Below are 19,521 nucleotides of genomic sequence, written 5' to 3' on the forward strand. Positions count from 1 at the left end.
TACAATCAAACCGCGTGGCTCAGCGGAGCCGCACAGCCGGGGAAGAAGAGACAGCCCATGAAGATCCTTATGGTCATCCCGCGTTATGTCGAGCAGGCAGGCGCGTTCTATCATCTTCCTCTCGGACTGGGATATGTCGCGGCCATTGCAGAGCAGGAAGGGCATGAGATCCAGGCAATAAACCTGAACACACTCGGCCCCAACTATCTGGATGCCCTGCAACTCAAACTCTTTAACTACAAGCCAGATCTCTGCAGCACGGGCGGCCTCTCGGCCTTCGTTGCGAAAGTCCAGGAAATCCTCGGCATCTGCAAGGACGTCTGCCCGGACACCACAACCATCATCGGCGGCGGCATGTTGAGTGGCGACCCGGAACCGGCCATGCGCATGACAGGCGCCGATATCGGTGTCATCGGCGAGGGTGAGGATTCGTTCGGAGAGTTCCTGCGGGTTTTTTCCGGCTCCGGCGATCTGGCCATGGTCGATGGTCTGATCTTCCGCAACGGCAGGGGCGAGTTGATCCGCAACAAGCCACGGTCGGCCATCATGGCCCTCGACGATCTCCCCTGGCCCAGTTACGACCTGATGGGCTTCGGGGATGTGATCGACACCCAAAGCAGCCTCGACACCTATTTTTATCAGGGTCAGCCGAACTCGAACCCGCGCAGCATCGACATGATCACCAGCCGGTCGTGTCCGTTCAGCTGCACCTTCTGTTTTCATCCCGCCGGCAAGGTTTACCGGGAACGCGATCTCGAAAAATTCTTCCAGGAAGTTTCTTTCTACAAAGAGAAATACGCCATCAACATGGTGCAGATCGTGGATGAACTGTTCTCTCTGCGCCGGGATCGACTGCATGAATTTTGCGAGCGCATGGAACCGCTTGGCCTGCAATGGCTGGTCCAGTTGCACGTCAATAGCTGCGACCGCGAGACGCTGAAGAAGATGGAACGCTCCGGCTGCAGCTTCATCAGCTACGGGGTCGAGAGCATGGACCCGTCAGTGCTTGTCAGCATGAAGAAAAAGGCCAAGGTCGAGCGCGTCGATAGCGCTCTCCGGCTGACCGCCGAGGAAAAAATCGGCATCCAGGCCAACCTGATTTTTGGCGACACCGTGGAGACGCTGGAGACCGCCAACAATTCACTGAAATGGTGGGCGAAGAACACGGATCTCGGCGTCTATCTCTCCGCCTTGCAGGTCTATCCAGGAAGCCCGGATTATATCGAAGCAGTCCGCGATGGCCTCATTACGGACCGGGATCATTTCGTCAACGAGCTTCCGGTCTCCGTCAATATCAGTCAGATGAACGAAACCAACCGCACCTTCCTGACCATCCTGCTGAGTACCTACGGTCTCGGCATCCTCGATATCGCGCAGGATTCAACCCACAGAATTTCCGACAAGCAGTTCGAGAACCGCAAAACCGCCTACGATATCGATTTCACCTGCCCGACCTGCCAGACCGAAAATCATTTCAAGTCCGCGGTCATCGATACCGAGGGCAGTCCAAGTCTGCGCGTGGCCTGCCGGCACTGCCGCACCCGCCCCTATATTCCGAACCCGCTCAAGAACCGGAGCGCCTACCGCATCCGCAATCTCGAGATCGCCCGCTTGGAAGAGGCACACAAACTACTCGCGGCAAACGATCACGACGCGGCGTACACCATCCTGGAAAGCATGACCCAACTGGAGGGTTCATCGGACAGGAAGGCCAAGGCCTTCGCCCTGCTGGGCACGATCGAGGCAGCCCGCCGAAACTTCATGCCAGCCGCGTTACGCTGGGCGGATGCCGTACGATTGGCGCCGTTCGACCCGGATAATCATGTCGGCTTCGCGCGCGTACTCAGTGTGTTCAAAATCTTCGGTGGCGCGATCCTGCATTACAAGCAGGCCCTCAGGCTCTCCCCGGATCATGCCGAGGCCGCGGCGGAACTCCGGAAAATCGAACGGAACTACAGCACTGCGGAGAAGGAAGTGTTCGTCATTTCGCTGTCGAATGACCTGCCGCCGCAACGTAAGTCCCGGGAAAAGAAAAACACCCGGATCAAACACGCGGACAAGCTCAAACTGGCCGGCGGGCGCTTCGACACAGAGCCGGAATTCGCCCATCTCGAACCGGTGGCCTAAAACACGCTCTTTGGACTTTTCAGATTGCATGGATTGAAATAGAACCAATTTAGTCTCTATTCGATCCAACAAACTCTAAGGACCAATCGCGTGGAAGCTATCGATCTGCTCCTCACCCGCCGTTCCGTCGTCGTCAAGGATATGGTCGGGCCTGGTCCCGATGCGGCCGAGCTGGAGAAAATCCTCACCGCCGGTATCCGGGTTCCGGATCATGGCAAGATCGGCCCGTGGCGCATTCAGGTACTGCATGAAGCCGGTCAGGCTGCGCTCGGCGAGGTCTTCGCAAGCCGCTTTGCAGAGATCTGGGGCGAGGATGCCTCCGAGAACATGATCACCTTCGAACGAGAGCGGCCGAGCCGGGCGCCGGTTCTTCTGGTTGTTACTGCGGACCTGCATCCGGATCACAAGGTGCCTCTGATCGAACAGCAGATGTCCGGCGGCGCACTCTGCATGAACCTGCTGAACGCAGCCCACGCGCTCGGCTATGTCGCCCAGTGGCTGACAGAATGGCCAGCCTTCGATGAGGGTGTGAAGAAAGCCCTCGGACATTCCCCTGAAACCGAGATCATCGGCTTCGTCTATATCGGCAGCGCCGCCAATACGCCGTCGGAGCGCACACGCCCCGATCTGGAGACCGTCGTCTCCGAATGGACAGGCGCGTGAGCGGGCTGACCATTCGGACGGCAACACTGGCGGACATTCCCCGGGTCGCGGAGATCTACTGCGCTGCGCGGCTCCTTGCCTATGACGGTCTGGTTCCCGAAGCGGACCTGATCGCCAGCGCCGCACCCGACCGCCCGAAATGGCGCGAGTTGCTTGGAGACGACGGCGTCACATTCCTCGTCGGCGAGCGGGACGGGGACATTCTGGTCATGGCTATACTTGAAGGCGCCAAACTGGAATCACTACACGTCGATCCGGCAGCCCATGGCGGCGGTATCGGAAAAGCCCTTCTCGCCCATTGCCGCGCATTGGCCGGTCCCGCCATGGAGCTCTATTGTCTGGCAGGAAACGACCGGGCGATCGGCTTCTACGAGAAGGCCGGCATGCGGCAGACAGGCACCGTCGACCAGATGATCTACGGTGCCCGGTACGACGCTTTGCGCTTTGCTTACGAGGACTGATCCCCGTCTTTCAGGGCGCGGGCCAGAACCTCGATATGGGCGGCACCGATACCGCAACATCCTCCGATGATCGATGCCCCCATATCGCGCCATTTCCGGGTCCAGGCTACATAAGCAGGCGGATCGAGATCCCGGCGCATTTCACTCAGGCCTTCATTCGCCGCCAGTCCGCTGGCCGGTTTGCCGAAAGCATTCGCGTAGACGCCGACGCGGATTGATACGGGCAGGGCTGCGCGAGCCTCGCGAAGCGCGCCTTCCATCACCTCCGGCACACTGCAATTGAACAGCACCGCTTCCGCTCCGCAGCGCGCCGCCGCGGCCGCCGCATCGCGGACAGCCTCGCCGGAGCGCAGCCTCGGTGCGCCTGCTTCCTCACTATCGTCATCCAACGTATAGGCGACCCAGAGCGGTTTCGGGGCTGAAGCCGTCGCCTCTGCCGCGGCTGCCATCTCGGCAATGCTGCTGGTTGTCTCGATCAGCCAGAGATCGGCATGCTCTGCGAGCCCACCGACGAATTCCGCCAGCAAGGCCGGTGCGCGTTCCGCGTCGAAATCCTGCGGCTGGTAGGAGCCGAAGAGCGGCGGGATACAGCCGGCAACACGCACCCCCGGATACTTGTCCGCCGCCGAGCGGGCGAGCGTTCCGGACAACTCGATCAGACGCCGACCGTCACTGGCAAAACGGTCTTCACCGATATGGAACGGGACGACGGCATAACTGTTGGTCGTGATGACCTCGGCTCCTGCCTTGATGAACTCGATATGAGCCTGTTCGACGATTTCCGGCGCTTCCATCAGCGCCAGCGCCGACCATTCCGGCTGCCGGAACGGCGCGCCTAGGCGTTCGAGCTCACGGGAGAAACCGCCATCGAGAATGATGAGGTCATGCGGCATGCGGGGAGTCCTTTCAGAGCGCTGTCATGGCCGGGTATTCCGCCACGAATTGCCATACTTCTGCGGCACAGCTGTTAACCTGAGAAGCCTCTTGCCCGCGAAAGACAAGATGCTTACCACTCGACGGCCTTATGCTTTTCTCCTGGGAGGAACAATGAAAAAGATTAACAAACTGCTACGTGCCGGTCTTCTCGGCACGGCGCTGACAGCAGCGACCTTGTTCGCGGCCGATGCCGGCGCAGAAACCCGCGTGACCTACAAGTCCGCGAAATCGACCTCGTCCTACTACCAGATGGCCGTTCAGGTCGCCGAAGCGGTGAAGAAAGCCACCGGCGGCGCCATGGTACTGACCGTCGAGGAGAGCCAGGGCTCGGTCCAGAACGTCAAGGAAAGCGCCCGCCGTCCGGGTAACTACGTTTTCACCACGCCGCCGGTGCTGGTGAAGCTGGCCATGGCCAACAAGGGCAAGTTCGAAGGCGACACGGATTACAAATCCATCCGTGCCCTGTTCCCGATCCCGTCCCTCACCATGCATTTCGTCGTCCGCGCCGATAGCGGTGTGAACAGCTTCGCCGATCTCGACGGCAAGAGCTTCATCATCGGCAAGGGCAGCTTCGGCGCCCGCGAGGCGGCCAAGAACTTCACGCTGTTCGGTCTTGAGGGCAAGGTGAAGCTGGTAGACGCAGAGCTGAACGCTGCAGTCCCGGCCCTGAAGAACCGTCAGGTCGACGGCTTCGCCACCGCCGGCTCCTACCCGGCCCCGAACGTGATCGAGGCCGCTGCCGGCACCGAGGTCCGCCTGCTCTCCATGTCGGAAGAACAGATCAAGCAGACCAAGCGCACCAAGCTGGTGATCCCTGCCGGCACTTATCCCGGCATCGATACAGACGTGAACACCACGTCGCTGCCGGTGGTCGCCTACACCACGACGAACATGAGCGACGACGATGCCTACACGCTGACCAAAGCCTATTGGGACGCCAAGGGCTCGATGGGCAAGACCGCCAAATGGTGGGACGGCGTGAAGCCGGAGATGCTGGCCAACGTGATCGGCAAGCTGCATCCGGGCGCGGCCCGCTATTATGCGGAAGCCGGTGTCGCAATTCCGGACGCCATCAAATAATCAGAACATCAAACAGCGGGAGACGGACCGCCGTCTCCCGCGCCTGCCCTTTCCCGATACGCGACCGAGATTGCGCCGATGCTCCCCTCTGCCGATGACCGAGCCGCGCCGATGGGCGCCATGGCCAGTCTCGTGACCCTGCTTGCCTTCGGGTCCGTCGCCTTCCATGTCACCCTGATCTTCACCGGCCTGCTGCCGAACCTGCTGGTGCGACCGGTGCATCTGGCATTGGCGCTGCCCTGGGTTTTCATCATCGGCGCGAGTGGTTCCCTCTTCTCCCGGATCTCCGGCTGGCTGCTGGCCGGTGCCGGTGTCGCCATCTGCACCTATATCGCCTGGAACACCGACGCACTCGGCGATCAGTACGGCTATACCGAAGGCTGGCTGCAGCGCGCGGGCGGTATCCTGATCCTCCTGATCGTTCTGGAAATGGCCCGCCGGGCAGTGAAGCTGGCCCTGCCCGCACTCTCCGTGATTGCTCTCGCCTACGGTCTGTTCGGCGAATACCTGCCGGGTGAGTTCGGCCATCCGGGGCTGCCCTTCGACAGCCTGCTGGGCACCCTTGTCATTGCCGAGGGCGGGATCTGGGGACCGCTTACCGGCGTCTCCGTCAATGTCGTCGCCGTCTTCATCGTGCTCGGCGCCCTGGTCGGCGCCGGGCATGGCGGCACCGGTTTCATGAATGTCGCCACCCGGCTGGCCGGACGGTTGAAAGGCGGCGCGGCCAAGGTCTCCGTGCTTGCCTCCGCGCTGTTCGGCTCGATCAGCGGATCGGCCTCCGCCAATGTCGCCTCCACAGGTGCCTTCACCATTCCGACCATGCGCAGGCTCGGCTACCCGGCACCGCTCGCCGCCGCCGTCGAGGCCGTCGCGTCCTCCGGCGGCCAGATCATGCCGCCGCTGATGGGCGCCGGTGCCTTTGTCATGGTGGAGCTTCTCGCGACCACCTACGACACCATCGTTGCCGCCGCGATCCTGCCTGCCATCCTGTTCTTCGCCGCCGTCTGGTTCGGTATCGACTGGTTCGCCGCCCGTGACGGGCTGAAGGCGATGGACGAATCCGAGATCCCGGACCGGCGCACCGTGCTGCGCACCCTGCCGTTCTTCGTCATCCCGTTCGGCGCCCTGCTGGCCGTGCTGTTCGGCACCGGCTACACGCCGCAATATGCCGCCGGTGTGGCGATCTTCGCCGCAGCCGCCATGCTGCCGCTGAACCCAGACGGCTTTGCCGGGTTGAAGGCTACCTGGGAGAGACTCTCTGGCGCCGCTGTCGACGCCGCCCGGCAGATCGCCATGATCGCCTCGATCATTCTTTGCGCGGGGATCATCGTCGGCGTGCTGAACATGACCGGGCTCGGCGTCAAGGTGACCTCGGCCATCCTCTCCTTCTCCGGCGGTCAACTCTGGGCCGCCCTGCTGCTGACCGCGCTGGCTTGCCTGATCCTCGGCATGGAAGTGCCAACGACAGCCGCCTATGTGATCTGCATCTCCGTGGCCGGTCCCGCGTTGCAGGAACTCGGCCTGCCGCCGCTGACGGCGCATCTCTTCGTCTTCTGGTACGCCCTGCTCTCAACCATCACGCCGCCGGTCTGTGGCACCGTGTTCATTGCCGCCGGCATGGCTGACGCGCCCTGGCTGAAGGTTGCGGGCAATGCCATGCGGCTTGGCATCGGCCTTTATATCGTGCCGCTCGGCATCGTCGCGAACCCGTCCCTGATCGCCCTCACCGACACGCCGCTACTGGCGCTGGCCGCCTTCGTGAAACTCGGCGCCGGGCTGGCGCTGACAAGCTGGGGCCTCGTCAATGCGACCACCGGACTGCGCCCGATCGCGGCCTTTGCTGCCGGGCTCGCACTGGTGTTCATCCTCGGCTTCTGATGTAGTCTCGTCCCCGTCCAACCAAGCGGAGCTTTTCCATGCCTTCCATCGTCGTCAAATCCAGCATCTACGGAGACATGTTCGGCACCGCCGACATGCGCGGCCTGTTCGAGGATGACACCATGCTCGGGCTCTATCTCGACGTGGAGACGGCGCTGGCCCGGGCACAGGCGAAGCTCGGCCTGATCCCGGAAGATGCCGCGAAGGCGATCACCGACGCCGCAGACGTTGACAAGATCGACATGGACAAGCTGTCCGCCCGCACCCAGATCGTCGGATATCCGATCCTGCCGCTGGTTGAGCAGCTCTCGGGCTGGGCGCCGGACGGGCTCGGGCAATATTGCCACTGGGGCGCGACCACCCAGGACATCATGGACACTGCCGACGTGCTGCAGGTCCGCGCCGGGCTCGATATCGTCGAGGAATATCTGGAGCGGATCGCGGCGGCGCTGGCCAAACTCGCGGAAGAGCACGCCGACACGCCGATGGCGGGCCGCACCCATCTGCAGCACGCACTGCCGGTCAGCTTCGGTTTCAAGGCCGCGACCTGGTTGTCCGCCATCGACCGCCACCGCACCCGCCTTGCCGAGTTGCGCGGCCGGGTCGAGGTGGTGGAGTTCTCCGGCGCCGCCGGGACGCTCGCCTCGCTCTCCGGCAACGGTCTTGCCACGCAAGCGGCACTGGCGGAAGAACTCGGCCTCGCCGTGCCGGACATCACCTGGCACACCATCCGGGACGGCTTCGCTGAGGTCACCGGCTTCCTGGCCCTCGTCGCCGCCAGCATCGGCAAGATCGGCTACGACATCATGCTTATGATGCAAACCGAAACAGGCGAAGTGCTGGAGCCTTACGTTGCCGGGCGCGGCGCCTCCTCGACCATGCCGCAGAAGCGTAATCCGATTTCCTCGGAGATGATGCTGGCCGCCGCCAAGATCGTGCGCGAGCAGCACAGCGCCATGCTGGATGCGATGGTGCAGGACCATGAGCGCGCAACCGGCCAATGGCACGTGGAATGGCACGCCCTGCCCACCGCCTTCATCGTCGCTTCCGGCGGCCTCGCGGCGGCGGCGGAAGTGCTGGAAGGGCTGGAAGTCCGCCCGGACGCCATGCGGCAGGTGCTCGACACCACCAAGGGCCTGATCGTCGCCGAAGCGGTGATGATGGGCCTCGCCCCACATATCGGCCGGCAGGTGGCTCATGACGTGGTCTACGATTGCTGCCGCAAGGCGCTCTCAGGAGAGGCGACGTTCCTTGATGCGTTGATGGCCGAGCCGGAGATTTCCGGCGCGCTCGACCGGGGAAGCGTCGAGGCTCTGACAAAACCGGAGAACTATCTCGGCGAAGCGCCCGAGATGGTCCGCCGGCTTTTGCTCAAGCGGCGCAACTGACCTTCAGGCATTCTCGAACAGATTGCGGCCCGTCCGGTCTTCGCCCCGCATAAGGAAGACCTTCTGCCCTGACTGGTCGCGGATCTTCTGGGTCTCGGATTTGCGCTTTGCCAGTTCGCGATCGAACAGGCTCGTCGTCGGCATGAACCGCATGGTCATGCCGCGGCGCGGCTTGTCCGAATGGTTCGCCTCCGAGCCGTGCAGCAGATAAACGTCATGCAGCGAGAGCTGCCCGGCTTTCAACACCAGATCGACCGCCTCACGTTCGTCATAGGCAGCCGGGTCAAGTTCCTGATTCAGGGTTACATCGGTCGCGTCGGTTCGACTGTGCGCCTTGAGGCGTTGGTCCTTGTGCGAACCACGGATGAACTTCAGGCAGCCGTTCTCCTGTGTCGCCTCGTCGACGGCAAGCCAGACTGTGCAGGTCGCGAGCGGCCGGATCGGCCAGTATTCGCCGTCCTGGTGCCAGGGCGTCCGTTTGCCGCCATGGGCCGGCTTGGCGAAGAAGCTCATGTTCCAGAGCGCGATATCCGGCCCGATGAGCTGGCCGACCATGTCGAGGATCTCGGGACTCTCCGCGAACTTCCTGAAAGCCGGCTCGTAATCAAGCAGAGCAGAACAGTAATCCCTGAACTCCGGATGCCGTTCCAGCAAAGCGGCATGCAGGGCCTTGATCTCCTCCAGCGCATCCGCGCCGAGACGAAAATCAGGGATGACGTAGCCGTCCTCGTTATAGCGGGCGGCCTGATCGGAGCTCAGCATTTCTTCCTCCCAATCTGTTTTCCCAACAGCCTAGCGCCACCCGTTCTCTTTGTCCCGTAGGGGCCGCGATCCACTTGTCCTGACTGTTGGAATCGTAGAGACTCACGCAAAATAAAAATGGGAGGTGGGGCATGTCGGAAAGTCGGGAGGAAGCACTGCGCGTTCGGCTTGCCGCGCTCAAGATCGTGCCCGTGATCAGGACGCCAAGTGCCGATCTGGCCATCCGTGCCTGCGAATGGCTGCTTGAAGCCGGGTTGCAGGCATTGGAACTCACCTTCACCACTCCCGACGCCCATCGCGTGATCGAGACATTCACCCGCACAGCGCCTGACGCGCTGATCGGTGCCGGAACGGTGCGCACGCCTGAACAGGCGAAAGCCGCCGTGGATGCGGGCGCCGCCTTTCTGGTCTCCCCCGGTGCCGCACCCGGGGTCGGAGAAGCCGCAGCCCGCTCCGGAGTGCCTTATCTTCCCGGCGCCGCAACACCGAGCGAGATTGAGGCACGCTGGGCAGCCGGTGCGGCTGTCGTGAAGATCTTCCCTGCCCGGGAATGCGGCGGCCCCGGCTTCCTCAAGGCGGTCAGATCCGTCTACCCTGAAATTCCGCTGATGCCGACAGGTGGCGTCTCGCCGGACACAGCCAAGGCCTATCTCGATGCCGGAGCACTCTGCCTCGGCATGGGTGGCGAGCTGGTTCCCGTCGATGCCCTGAAGGCGAACGATCCGGGACCGGTCAGGGAAGCCGCCGCCCGTGCGCTGGCGATGCTTCACGGATGATGAAGTTCCCGGAGCTACTCTGCCTCGGCGAGCCGATGCTGGAATTCAATCAGCAGCCGGACGAGCGCTATCTTGCAGGCCATGGCGGCGACACGTCGAATGTGGCCGTCGCCGCAGCCCGGCAGGGCGCGTCCGTCGGCTACCTCACCCGGATCGGGCGCGACGGCTTCGGCGAGAGCTTCATGCAGCTCTGGGAAGACGAAGGCATCGACACACGCGGGGTCGAGACCTGCGCGGACGGTCATACCGGGATCTATTTTGTCACGCACGGCCCGGACGGGCACCGCTTCAGCTATCACCGCGCCGGTTCGGCGGCGAGCCTGATGACGCCGGGTTTTCTGCCGCGCGGCATGATCCGGGACGCCAAGGTCCTGCACCTCTCCGGTATCAGCATGGCCATTTCCGACAATGCCGCTGACACGGTATTCGCGGCGATCACGCTTGCGAAGGAAGCGGGCGTCAAGATCTCGGTCGACCCCAATCTGCGGCTGAAGCTCTGGCCGCTGGACCGGGCCCGCGCGATGACCCATGCCGCGATGGCAGAGGCCGACATCGCCCTGCCCGGCCTGGACGACGCAACCCTTCTGACCGGGAAGAGCGATCCCGATGCCATTGCGGATTTCTATCTTGGTCTCGGCGCGGGAACTGTCGCCCTCACTCTCGGCGAAGAAGGCTGCCTCATCGCCACGGCCTCGGACCGCAAGCGGCTCCCGGGACACGCGGCCGACGCCAAGGATGCCACCGGAGCCGGAGATACATTCGACGGCAGCTTTCTGGCCGAATATCTCCGGACCGGCGATCCGTTCACGGCCGGGCGTCATGCCAATATGGCGGCCGCATTGTCGACGCGGGGCTTTGGCGCGGTCGGTCCGATGCCGCGACGGCCGGAGGTCGAGGCAGCCTTGGCCCGCCCCTCTGAACAGACTTCTGTCGACTAGTGCTTTTCCTCACCGTTCCCCTGACTCATAATATGGCATCCAGACGTTCCCGCTTCGCGTAAACGGGTAGCGTACACCGGATTGACCACATGCAATTTGACAGCTCAAATCTTCAAAAAGCCGTTGGACAAGGCACGATTGGCGGCGTCATCGGCAAGCCGGTCACGCTGTCCTTCCGGCAATGCCTGATCGCGCTCGTTTTTGCCTGCATAGCGCTGCTCATCGGCTACCTGTTCGGCACGCCTCAGGATGCTGTCTTCTCGGCCTGCGTGGCCCTCGTCGGCGGCTATATGGCCCTGAATGTCGGCGCGAACGATGTTGCAAATTCCGTCGGACCGATGGTCGGCGCGCGGGCGCTGCCGCTTGGAGCCGCCCTGTTGCTTGCCGCCGTGGCCGAGACCGCCGGCGCCCTGTTTGCCGGGCAGCATGTTGCCGGCCGTATCGCCTATCGCATCGTCGATCAGGATACGGTGCAGGACCCCGTGCAGTTCGTCATTGGCATGCTCGCGGCCCTGACCGGCGCCGCCCTCTGGATCAATGCGGCGAACATTCTCCGGGCGCCGATCTCGACGACCCACGCCATCATCGGCGGGATTGTGGGCGTAGCGGTCTTCGCGATCGGTGTTGATGCCGTCGTCTGGCCGGAAATCTCCCTGATCACGCTCGGCTGGTTCCTCTCCCCGATGGCCAGCGCCGGCGCCGCCGTTCTGATCTTTGCCTTTATCAGGTCTGAACTGCTCGGCGTGCAGAACAAGGTGAGAGCCGCCCGCACCTGGATTCCGATCCTGATCGCCGCCATGGCCGCCCTCTTCACGCTCTTCCTGATCGCAAAGGGCCTGGCAAATGTCTGGACCCCGACCACTCCGGTCCTGACCACAGCCGTGCTGGGCGCCTTCATCGCCGCGCTGGTCATATCCGGGCCCTATATCCGCCGGAGTTCGATGGGGCTGGCCAACCGGAACCAGACCGTACAGGCGCTGTTCCGGGTGCCCCTGATCGTGGCCGGCGGCTTTCTCGCCTTCTCCCATGGCGCCAACGACATCGCCAACATCGCCGGACCGGTCACCGCCATCCTGCATGTACAGCAGACGTCCGACCTCAGTCTCTCGCTGGACATCCCGATCTGGGTGTTTGTGCTCGGCGCGCTCGGACTTTCATGCGGGTTGCTGTTTTTCAGCTCCGGCATGGTGAAGGTCGTCGCCACCCGCATCACCAAGATCAACCCGGTACGGGCCTATGCGATTGCCATGGCAACGGCGTCGACCGTTACCGCCGCCTCCTGGATCGGCCTGCCTGTCAGCACCACGCAGATCGCTGTCGGTGCCATCTTCGGGATCGGGATCTATCGCGAATTCATCGCACGGCGCCAGCAGGTCCAGAAGGTTTTGGAAGAAGGCGCGGAGCAGAAGAAGCAACGGATGCTGATCCGGCGCGATGATGCCATCCGCATTCTAGCGGTCTGGGCCATCACTTTCCCCGCCGCCGGCCTGATCTCCGCCGCCCTGTTCTGGATCATCAACCAGTTTCTCTGAATATCCGAAGAGCCCTGCCAAAGCTCTGAAACAGCCCGGTCAATCATTGACCCGGCTGCTCTGCCTCTGCTTCTGCGACATCGGCAATCCCATGGGCGTGCTTCAATTCCTTTTCCAGCTTGTCGGCGGCATCGGCACGGGCCGAGGACAGACTGGCGAGCGCGATGTAGATCACCGGTGTCAGGTAGAGGGTGAAGGCCGCCGCCAGCCCGAGGCCGCCGAACACGACCCAGCCAATGGCGCTCCGCGCCTCGGCGCCGGGACCGGTGCTCAGGATCAGGGGCAGGCCGCCTAGAATGGTCGAGATCATCGTCATGGCGATCGGGCGGAGGCGAACGAGGGCCGCCCGTTCGACCGCCTGACGCACACCGAAGCCGCGGTCGCGAAGCTGATCCGCAAACTCGACCACGAGGATGCCGTTCTTCGCCATCAGCCCGATCATCATGACCAGACCGATCTGGCTGTAGATATTGACCGAGGTCCCCGTCAGCAGCAGCGCATAGATCGCGGCGGCGATCCCGAAGGGCACGGTCAGCACGACGATCGCGGCACTGGTGACACTTTCGAACTGGGCTACCAGCACGAGGAACACCACGATCATCGCAATGGCGTAGGTGATCGCGACCTCATGCGAGGTTTCCTCAAGCGCCTCAGCTTCGCCAAGCAGGATCAGGCTCACATCGTCCGGCAGAATCTCGTCCGCGAGCCTTTGAACGTCAAGAATGGCATCCCTCAGAGGCAAGCCGGGCTTGAGATCCGCATCCAGCTCCACCGCGCGGCGTTGGACATGCCGGTCCAGCTCGGCCGCCACGCCTTCCTCTTTCAGGGTGACCAGACTGGAAATCGGAATGAGTTTGCCCTGGCTGGTCCGGACATAGAGGTTCGTCAGATCGGTCGGGTCGTCGATCGCGCCGCCCATGGCCTCAAGGCGGATCGGGATGGATTCGTCGCGCACGTTCAGATCGGCGATTTCCATCCCATCGATGGTGACCCGCAGAACATCCGAGAGATCCGCCAGACTGACACCAAGATCGGAGGCCCGGCGGCGGTCGATATTGATCGAAAGCTGCGGCTGGGTCGGCTGATAGGAAATCCGCACGTCGGACAGGTCCGGCAGGCGGTCCTCAATGGCCCGCGCCAGCGTCTTCGCAACTTCATAGAGCCGCAGATAATCGTTGCCCACGAGCGCCACTTCGACGCCGCCCCCGGCGGAGCGGAGATTGAGGCTGTTGGGGCTGTAGGCCCGAACCCGGACGCCCGGGATCTGGTTCATCTGCTTGCGGATCTCGGACAGGATTTCCTGCTGCGAACGACTGCGTTCGCCCCACGGTGCAAGCGGTGCGGAGATGAAGGTCCGGTTGAGGTCCCAGCGGCCGACGATGGTGAAAATCGAGCTGATCTCCCCGCTATCGACATAGGGCTGCAGGATGGCCTCCATCAGGTCGGCCTGCTTGTTGCTGTATTCGAGGCCGACACCATCCGGACCATCTCCGCGGATATAGATCCGCCCGCGATCCTCCGATGGCAGCAATTCCTGATCGAGACTGTTGAAGGTGAGCCAGGCGCCACCAGCCAGAGCCAGCGAGGCGGCGATGACAATAATCGGAGCCGAAAGGGCCGCCCTCAGGGTCACGCCGTAGAACCGGGCGAAATAATCCCCGATCCGCCCCATCGCTGTTCGCAGCCCAAGGCGGTCGGGGGCCGCATCCGCGAGCCGTGCCGCAAGTGCGGGCACCAGCGTAAGCGCCACGAAAGACGAGATCATCACCGCGATGGCGAGGACAAAACCAAACTCGCGGAACAGCCGTCCGGCCGTGCTCGGCAGGAAGGAGATCGGCACGAAGACGGAGATCAGGGTGGCGGTTGTCGCGATCACCGCGAAATAGACCTGGCGCGTGCCGAGAACGGCCGCAGCCCGGCCACCCAGCCCCTGGGCGCGGCGGCGCTGGATGTTCTCAAGCACGACAATACTGTCATCGACGATCAGGCCGGTTGCCAGAACCAGCGCCAGCAATGTCAGGATATTGATCGAAAAGCCGAAGGCCCAGATCGCGGCAACCGATCCGACCAGCGCGACCGGGATGGAAACGCACGGGATCAGCGTCGCTGCGGGAGAGCCGAGGAAGACCCAGAGCGTCACGATGACGATCAAGACCGCGAGCAACAGGCTGAACAGAACCTCCGACACCGCCCCCTCGATGAAGAGTGCGTCGTCCGACGTCACCATGACCTCGATCTTGTCGAACCGCCGGTTCAAACCGGCGATGGCCTTGGCGACATTCTCCGAAATCTCGATGGTATTGGATTGCGCCTGCCGGATGATGCCGAGGCCGATCACCTCCTCGCCATTGACCCGGACAAGGCTCTCGGGATCTTCCGGCCCGAAGAAGACCTGTGCCACATCCCCGATCCGGACCGCGCCCCGGATGATGATGTCCTCGACCTCTCTCGCCGATTCCACCGTCGCATTCGCACGCACCAGCAGTTCCTGATCCGTCGATGCGAAGCTGCCCGCCGGGATATCGAACGGAGCGCTCTTAAGCACGGCAATGACATCGGCGACGGACAGCGCGAAAGCGCTCAGCCGCATCGGGTCGAGCACGACCCTCAGCAAGCGCGCCCGGTCCCCGTACTGGGTAACGTCCGCAACGCCGTCGATGGAGATCAGCTCCGGGATGACATCCGTTTCAACGACATGGGTCAGTTCCTCTTCCGTCAGGCCATGCCCGAATACAGCAAGCCGCATCACCGGGCTCGCGTCCGCATCGGCCTTGATGACAGTCAGCTGCTCGACATTCGCCGGCAGCTCCCGCTCGACCCGGCTCACCGCCTCGCGGATATCGGACGCAGCAACATCGAGATCAGCCGAGGGGCTGAATTCCGCATGCAGCCGGAAATTGTTCTCCTCGCTCGAGGAGCGGATACGCTTCACGCCATTGACCCGGGCGACCGCGCCTTCGACCAGACTTGTCACCTCGCTGTCCATGGTCTCCGGCGAGGCGCCGTCGAGAATGCCGCGAACGGATACGACGGGCCGATCGACATTCGGCAGCTCGCGCACTTCCACCGCCATGATCGCCGCGGCACCGGCAAGCGCGATGAGAAGATTGAGGACCAGCGCGAGCCAGGGACGGCGAACGCTGATGGAAGGCAGATCGTTTTGTGACGATGAAGGAGGCGCTGACGGGGTGTCGGTCGTCGTCATGATGTGGTCGCGTCCTGATACGCCTTGACCGGCGCGGCTTCGGGGCCGCCCCCCGGCAGGATCTCGACCTTCGTCCCCTCTCGCATGCGATGCAGCCCCTGGGTCACGACCTTGTCGCCCTGCTTGAATGCACTGTTGAGCAGGACGGTCGCCGCCTGCCGCTGCACGATGGAGACAGGCAGGCGCCTGGCGACGCCATCGGAAACCGCCCAGACAAAGGATCCGTCACCGCCCCACTGGATTGCAACCTCGGGCACGCTGGCACGTTCCGGCCCCTCGACATCAAGCGTGACCCGGAAACTCATACCGGGGCGAAACCGGTCATCAGAATTTGGTATGCGTGCGCGCACGACAAAGGTCCGGGTCGCTTCGTCGATCCGGCTTCCCGTGTCGTAGATTGTGCCATCTTCGATCGGTCCCGATTCCCCGCCCCAAAGGGCGAGGCCGATCGGGTCGCCGACAACAATCCTGCCGTGCAGGGCTTCCGGCACTTCGAAGCGAATGAGCAGGGACGACCGGTCGTCAAGAGCCGCGATTTCGGTACTGGTGTCCACCCGGTCACCCACATCGACTTCGGTCATGCCGATACGGCCGGAGAAGGGCGCCAGGATGAAACGATCCTCAAGCGCAACCTGCGCTCGCTCAAGCTCGATCTGGGCAGCGTCGACCGCCGTCACAGCGTCGTCGAGAGCGGCCTGGGTGGTGGCACCACTCCTGCGGAGCTTGCCAAGACGCTCGGCGATCCGTTGCGCCGCCTCGAGGCGGACACGGGCCAGATCGACGGCGAGCGTCTCCGATTTGCGGTCCAGTTCGAGAAGAACCTGACCCTTGCTCACCTTGGCGCCTGTAGCAACCGACATCTCGGTCACCCGCCCACTCGCAACCGGATGCAGCCGCGCGGACTGGTAGGCCCGCGCCGTTCCCACAGCCTCGGTCCGGAACCTCTCCTTGAGGAATTTCACATCGGCGACGACAACGGCTGCCGCTCGGTTCTTCTTGCCGGCGCTTTGTTCGCCGCCCTCACCCTTGCTGCCGGGAGCGGACCCGAAATAAAACCATCCGCCGGCCAGAACGGCGGCGCCGAAAAGCACTACAAGCAATTGACGCGTCACGCTCATCCGAACCGTCCTGTTCCGCGCATCGGATCATCCGAATGCGATGCCAAGGAGTTTAGTTCTCCGTCGGGCTTTGTCTATTCAGCAGCGAAGAGGTCTGTGAAAAGAGCTGGCCGCGAAATCTCGCACGGCCAGCTCACCGCCGGTCTATTCCGGTCTTGTTATTCAGGGCGCGGCTGAAGCGGCGGCTGCACGTCGGCCGGGATAGGGCAGACATAGGGTGTCTTGGCCGTGCGAGCGGCGTGATCCGCCTTCGCGGCAGCCAGCAAGTCAGCGTCGCGGACCAGATCGACAGCAGTTCCGGCCATCGCTTTGGCGGCATAGATCATGCCCTTGTGCGCGGCGGGTGCCTTGCCCTGGGCCGTGATCTGCCAGGAATGCCCCGGCGTGCCGATGGCATGGGTGGCGACCCGTGCCTCGATGGTCGGCACCGCCCAGCTGACATCGGACACATCCGTCGATCCGGGCATGGAGACACCTTTCGCATCGAATGGCACGACGAAGTCGCAAAGCGGCGTGTCTTCCCGTTCCTCGACTCCGGCCTTGCGATATTCGCTGCCGATATCTTCCGGCGAGAGGGTCGCCTGGATTGCGGCGGCATATTTCCGGTCGTCAGCATCGAAGGGAACCGGGCCGAGGCGCTGCATGTTCTCGTACATGGTCCGGCGCATCGGCTCGTTATCCAGCATGTTCGAGACGGCGCTGACGATCTGGGCTGTCACCCTCGTCTCGGTCATGAGCGCGGCGCCCTCGGCGACCTTCTTCACCCGTTCGACAAGCGCCTGCATGGTGGCCAGCTCTCCCGCCCGAACGGCATAGCGCACCTTGGCGAAGCCCTGCACCACGTTCGGAGCTACCCCGCCAGAATCCAGCATCGCGTAATGGATACGTGCATCCGGGGTCATGTGCTCGCGCATGTAATTGACGCCCACATTCATGAGTTCGACCGCATCCAGCGCGCTGCGGCCGAGATGCGGCGCCGAGCTCGCGTGGCTGCTGCGTCCGGTGAAGGAGAAGTCGATCCGGGTATTGGCGAGCGAGTTCGCAACCTGAACCTTGGTCACACCGGCCGGATGCCAGGTGACGGCCGCATCTACATCGTCAAAGGCGCCTGCCCGGACCATGAAGCCCTTGGCGGCTCCGCCTTCTTCGGCGGGGCAGCCGTAATACCGCACCCGGCCCGGCGTGCCGGTCTTCTCCAGCCAGTCCTTCAGACCGGCGGCCGCCAGCATAGCGGCGGACCCAAGCAGATTATGCCCGCATCCATGGCCATGCCCGCCGGGCTCGACTTCCTGCGGCTCGGCAATATTGGCGACCTGGCTGAGGCCCGGGAGCGCGTCGTATTCACCCATGATAGCGATCACCGGGCCGCCCTCACCGGCCTCGCCCATCACAGCGGTCGGGATACCCGCGACGTTCTCGGTCACCCGGAAGCCCTGCTGTTCCAGCATCGTCCGGTGTTCCTCGACAGAGCGATATTCGGTGTAGCAGATCTCGGGCATGCCCCAGATCCGGTCCGCGAGCCCGATGAACTCCTCGCGGTGCTCATCGACCAGATCCCAGATCAATTCAGCATTCGACATGGCGGTCTCTCCTGGACGCATTTTCTCGACCGGATGCAGGCTCGGAAAGGCGGGGAATTTCTGAGCAGGGCAGTGCAAGGGTCACTTGGAAGGACCGAAACGATGCGCCGGAGCCGCTATCGGGTCAAGTGCGTCGCACGCACCACAGAGTGTATATCCTGGACATTTTTGTTCACTTTTTGTTCTATATATGATAATCACGATCGCCGCCAGCCGGGAGGAGAAAATGCAGTCACAGAACGATAAATTCGAAAGATTCAGGTCATTGCATTTCGGGGACCGGGCTTTCGTCATGCCAAATCCATGGGATGCCGGCTCGGCCCGCATTCTCACGCATCTGGGATCCCCCGCCCTGGCGACGACCAGCGCGGGATACGCCTTTTCCGTCGGTAAACGGGATTCCTTCGCCGGGTTGAGCCGGGAGGAAATTCTGGTCAATGCGGCGGCTATTGTCGCGGCAACGGACCTGCCGGTTTCAGCGGACCTTGAAGACGGATTCGGTGCTGCGCCGGAGGCATGCGCGGAGACCATAAGGCTGGCATCCGGCATCGGACTGGTCGGCGGCTCTATCGAGGATGCAACCGGCGATCCCGATGCACCGATCTACGATTTGCCTGAAGCCACGGAACGAGTCAGAGCAGCGGCGGAAGCCTCAAAAGGCCGCCCGTTCCTGCTCACGGCGCGGGCCGAGAACTATCTCTGGGGCAAGCCGGATCTGATAGACACCATCGACCGGCTGCAAGCCTTCTCGGAAGCCGGAGCGGATGTTCTCTACGCACCGGGTTTGCCCGATCTGGACGCCATTGCGACCGTCTGCCGAGCCGTCGACAAACCGGTGAATGTGGTGATGGGTCTGAAAGGCCGGTCTTTCTCCGTCGAGGAGCTCTCGAATGCCGGTGTGCGCCGGATCAGCGTCGGCGGCTCTTTCGCCCGTGCCGCCCTCGGCGCCCTGAAACGGGCTGCGGAAGAAGTTCTCACCGGCGGGACGTTCACCTACGCGGAAGACGCCATGCAGGATGCGGAGGTCGCCAGTCTGATGTCGCCGGAGAAGCGCACGGCCGAGCAATAAAAGGAGCG

The 19,521-nt window shown here is 63.1% G+C and carries 15 protein-coding genes; 10 read left to right on the plus strand and 5 right to left on the minus strand.

Annotated elements, in window-relative coordinates; all coding sequences use genetic code 11:
- Positions 1 to 57: 57 nt before the first annotated feature.
- The 3 genes from VOI22_RS12085 (at position 58) to VOI22_RS12095 (ending at position 3,251) form a co-directional block, all read left to right on the plus strand.
- Positions 58 to 2,127, plus strand: a complete 2,070-nt coding sequence (locus tag VOI22_RS12085) for a B12-binding domain-containing radical SAM protein (protein WP_323796730.1) — start codon at positions 58 to 60, stop codon at positions 2,125 to 2,127.
- Between the two features lie 90 nt (positions 2,128 to 2,217).
- Positions 2,218 to 2,790 (plus strand): nitroreductase, encoded by a 573-nt coding sequence (locus tag VOI22_RS12090; RefSeq protein WP_323796731.1) that lies wholly within the window; start codon positions 2,218 to 2,220, stop codon positions 2,788 to 2,790.
- Positions 2,787 to 3,251, plus strand: a complete 465-nt coding sequence (locus VOI22_RS12095; RefSeq protein ID WP_323796732.1) for a GNAT family N-acetyltransferase — start codon at positions 2,787 to 2,789, stop codon at positions 3,249 to 3,251. Before VOI22_RS12090 ends, VOI22_RS12095 begins: the two co-directional genes overlap by 4 nt.
- On the opposite strand, the gene VOI22_RS12100 is transcribed toward VOI22_RS12095, so the two are convergent.
- Entirely contained in the window at positions 3,239 to 4,144 is a 906-nt protein-coding gene (locus VOI22_RS12100; protein ID WP_323796733.1) for a homocysteine S-methyltransferase family protein, read from the minus strand. The two genes, VOI22_RS12095 and VOI22_RS12100, sit on opposite strands and share 13 nt — an antisense overlap.
- 154 nt (positions 4,145 to 4,298) lie before the next feature.
- Here VOI22_RS12100 and VOI22_RS12105 point away from each other — a divergent pair, with 154 nt between their 5' ends.
- From VOI22_RS12105 to VOI22_RS12115, 3 genes are all read left to right on the plus strand, one after another.
- On the plus strand, positions 4,299 to 5,267 hold the full coding sequence (locus VOI22_RS12105; protein WP_323796734.1) for a TAXI family TRAP transporter solute-binding subunit: 969 nt from the start codon (positions 4,299 to 4,301) through the stop codon (positions 5,265 to 5,267).
- A 78-nt stretch (positions 5,268 to 5,345) separates the two neighbouring features.
- On the plus strand, positions 5,346 to 7,145 hold the full coding sequence (locus VOI22_RS12110; protein ID WP_323796735.1) for a TRAP transporter fused permease subunit: 1,800 nt from the start codon (positions 5,346 to 5,348) through the stop codon (positions 7,143 to 7,145).
- A 38-nt stretch (positions 7,146 to 7,183) separates the two neighbouring features.
- On the plus strand, positions 7,184 to 8,533 hold the full coding sequence (locus VOI22_RS12115; protein WP_323796736.1) for an adenylosuccinate lyase family protein: 1,350 nt from the start codon (positions 7,184 to 7,186) through the stop codon (positions 8,531 to 8,533).
- A gap of 3 nt (positions 8,534 to 8,536) precedes the next feature.
- Here the strand turns inward: VOI22_RS12115 and VOI22_RS12120 are convergent, their stop codons facing one another.
- Complete coding sequence (locus VOI22_RS12120; RefSeq protein ID WP_323796737.1) at positions 8,537 to 9,295, minus strand: phytanoyl-CoA dioxygenase family protein; 759 nt, start codon at positions 9,293 to 9,295, stop codon at positions 8,537 to 8,539.
- 131 nt (positions 9,296 to 9,426) lie between these two features.
- On the opposite strand from VOI22_RS12120, the gene VOI22_RS12125 reads away from it, so the two are divergent.
- From VOI22_RS12125 to VOI22_RS12135, 3 genes are all read left to right on the plus strand, one after another.
- Positions 9,427 to 10,071, plus strand: a complete 645-nt coding sequence (locus tag VOI22_RS12125; RefSeq protein ID WP_323796738.1) for a bifunctional 4-hydroxy-2-oxoglutarate aldolase/2-dehydro-3-deoxy-phosphogluconate aldolase — start codon at positions 9,427 to 9,429, stop codon at positions 10,069 to 10,071.
- Positions 10,068 to 11,009 (plus strand): sugar kinase, encoded by a 942-nt coding sequence (locus VOI22_RS12130; RefSeq protein ID WP_323796739.1) that lies wholly within the window; start codon positions 10,068 to 10,070, stop codon positions 11,007 to 11,009. The genes VOI22_RS12125 and VOI22_RS12130 overlap by 4 nt, the downstream gene beginning before the upstream one ends.
- Positions 11,010 to 11,098: 89 nt before the next feature.
- On the plus strand, positions 11,099 to 12,541 hold the full coding sequence (locus VOI22_RS12135) for an anion permease (protein WP_323796740.1): 1,443 nt from the start codon (positions 11,099 to 11,101) through the stop codon (positions 12,539 to 12,541).
- Positions 12,542 to 12,584: 43 nt separating this feature from the next.
- Here the strand turns inward: VOI22_RS12135 and VOI22_RS12140 are convergent, their stop codons facing one another.
- The 3 genes from VOI22_RS12140 to VOI22_RS12150 form a co-directional block, all read right to left on the minus strand.
- On the minus strand, positions 12,585 to 15,746 hold the full coding sequence (locus VOI22_RS12140) for an efflux RND transporter permease subunit (protein WP_323796741.1): 3,162 nt from the start codon (positions 15,744 to 15,746) through the stop codon (positions 12,585 to 12,587).
- Positions 15,743 to 16,864, minus strand: coding sequence for an efflux RND transporter periplasmic adaptor subunit (locus VOI22_RS12145; protein WP_323796742.1), 1,122 nt, complete (start codon positions 16,862 to 16,864; stop codon positions 15,743 to 15,745). The genes VOI22_RS12140 and VOI22_RS12145 overlap by 4 nt, the downstream gene beginning before the upstream one ends.
- A 158-nt stretch (positions 16,865 to 17,022) precedes the next feature.
- Positions 17,023 to 18,444: a M20 family metallopeptidase gene (locus VOI22_RS12150; RefSeq protein ID WP_323796743.1), complete on the minus strand. Its 1,422-nt coding sequence runs from the start codon at positions 18,442 to 18,444 to the stop codon at positions 17,023 to 17,025.
- A 226-nt stretch (positions 18,445 to 18,670) separates the two neighbouring features.
- Here VOI22_RS12150 and VOI22_RS12155 point away from each other — a divergent pair, with 226 nt between their 5' ends.
- Complete coding sequence (locus VOI22_RS12155; protein WP_323796744.1) at positions 18,671 to 19,513, plus strand: isocitrate lyase/phosphoenolpyruvate mutase family protein; 843 nt, start codon at positions 18,671 to 18,673, stop codon at positions 19,511 to 19,513.
- Positions 19,514 to 19,521 lie beyond the last annotated feature (8 nt).

This window comes from Nisaea sp., assembly GCF_034670185.1.
GTDB lineage: Bacteria > Pseudomonadota > Alphaproteobacteria > Thalassobaculales > Thalassobaculaceae > Nisaea.

What these genes read in the sequence shown, in the direction of transcription:
- VOI22_RS12085 (WP_323796730.1), top strand. Translation starts at nt 58, where the DNA reads ATGAAGATCCTTATGGTCATCCCGCGTTATGTCGAGCAGGCAGGCGCG.
- VOI22_RS12100 (WP_323796733.1), bottom strand. Translation starts at nt 4,144, where the DNA reads ATGCCGCATGACCTCATCATTCTCGATGGCGGTTTCTCCCGTGAGCTC.
- VOI22_RS12105 (WP_323796734.1), top strand. Translation starts at nt 4,299, where the DNA reads ATGAAAAAGATTAACAAACTGCTACGTGCCGGTCTTCTCGGCACGGCG.
- VOI22_RS12110 (WP_323796735.1), top strand. Translation starts at nt 5,346, where the DNA reads ATGCTCCCCTCTGCCGATGACCGAGCCGCGCCGATGGGCGCCATGGCC.
- VOI22_RS12115 (WP_323796736.1), top strand. Translation starts at nt 7,184, where the DNA reads ATGCCTTCCATCGTCGTCAAATCCAGCATCTACGGAGACATGTTCGGC.
- VOI22_RS12120 (WP_323796737.1), bottom strand. Translation starts at nt 9,295, where the DNA reads ATGCTGAGCTCCGATCAGGCCGCCCGCTATAACGAGGACGGCTACGTC.
- VOI22_RS12125 (WP_323796738.1), top strand. Translation starts at nt 9,427, where the DNA reads ATGTCGGAAAGTCGGGAGGAAGCACTGCGCGTTCGGCTTGCCGCGCTC.
- VOI22_RS12130 (WP_323796739.1), top strand. Translation starts at nt 10,068, where the DNA reads ATGATGAAGTTCCCGGAGCTACTCTGCCTCGGCGAGCCGATGCTGGAA.
- VOI22_RS12135 (WP_323796740.1), top strand. Translation starts at nt 11,099, where the DNA reads ATGCAATTTGACAGCTCAAATCTTCAAAAAGCCGTTGGACAAGGCACG.
- VOI22_RS12140 (WP_323796741.1), bottom strand. Translation starts at nt 15,746, where the DNA reads ATGACGACGACCGACACCCCGTCAGCGCCTCCTTCATCGTCACAAAAC.
- VOI22_RS12145 (WP_323796742.1), bottom strand. Translation starts at nt 16,864, where the DNA reads ATGAGCGTGACGCGTCAATTGCTTGTAGTGCTTTTCGGCGCCGCCGTT.
- VOI22_RS12150 (WP_323796743.1), bottom strand. Translation starts at nt 18,444, where the DNA reads ATGTCGAATGCTGAATTGATCTGGGATCTGGTCGATGAGCACCGCGAG.
- VOI22_RS12155 (WP_323796744.1), top strand. Translation starts at nt 18,671, where the DNA reads ATGCAGTCACAGAACGATAAATTCGAAAGATTCAGGTCATTGCATTTC.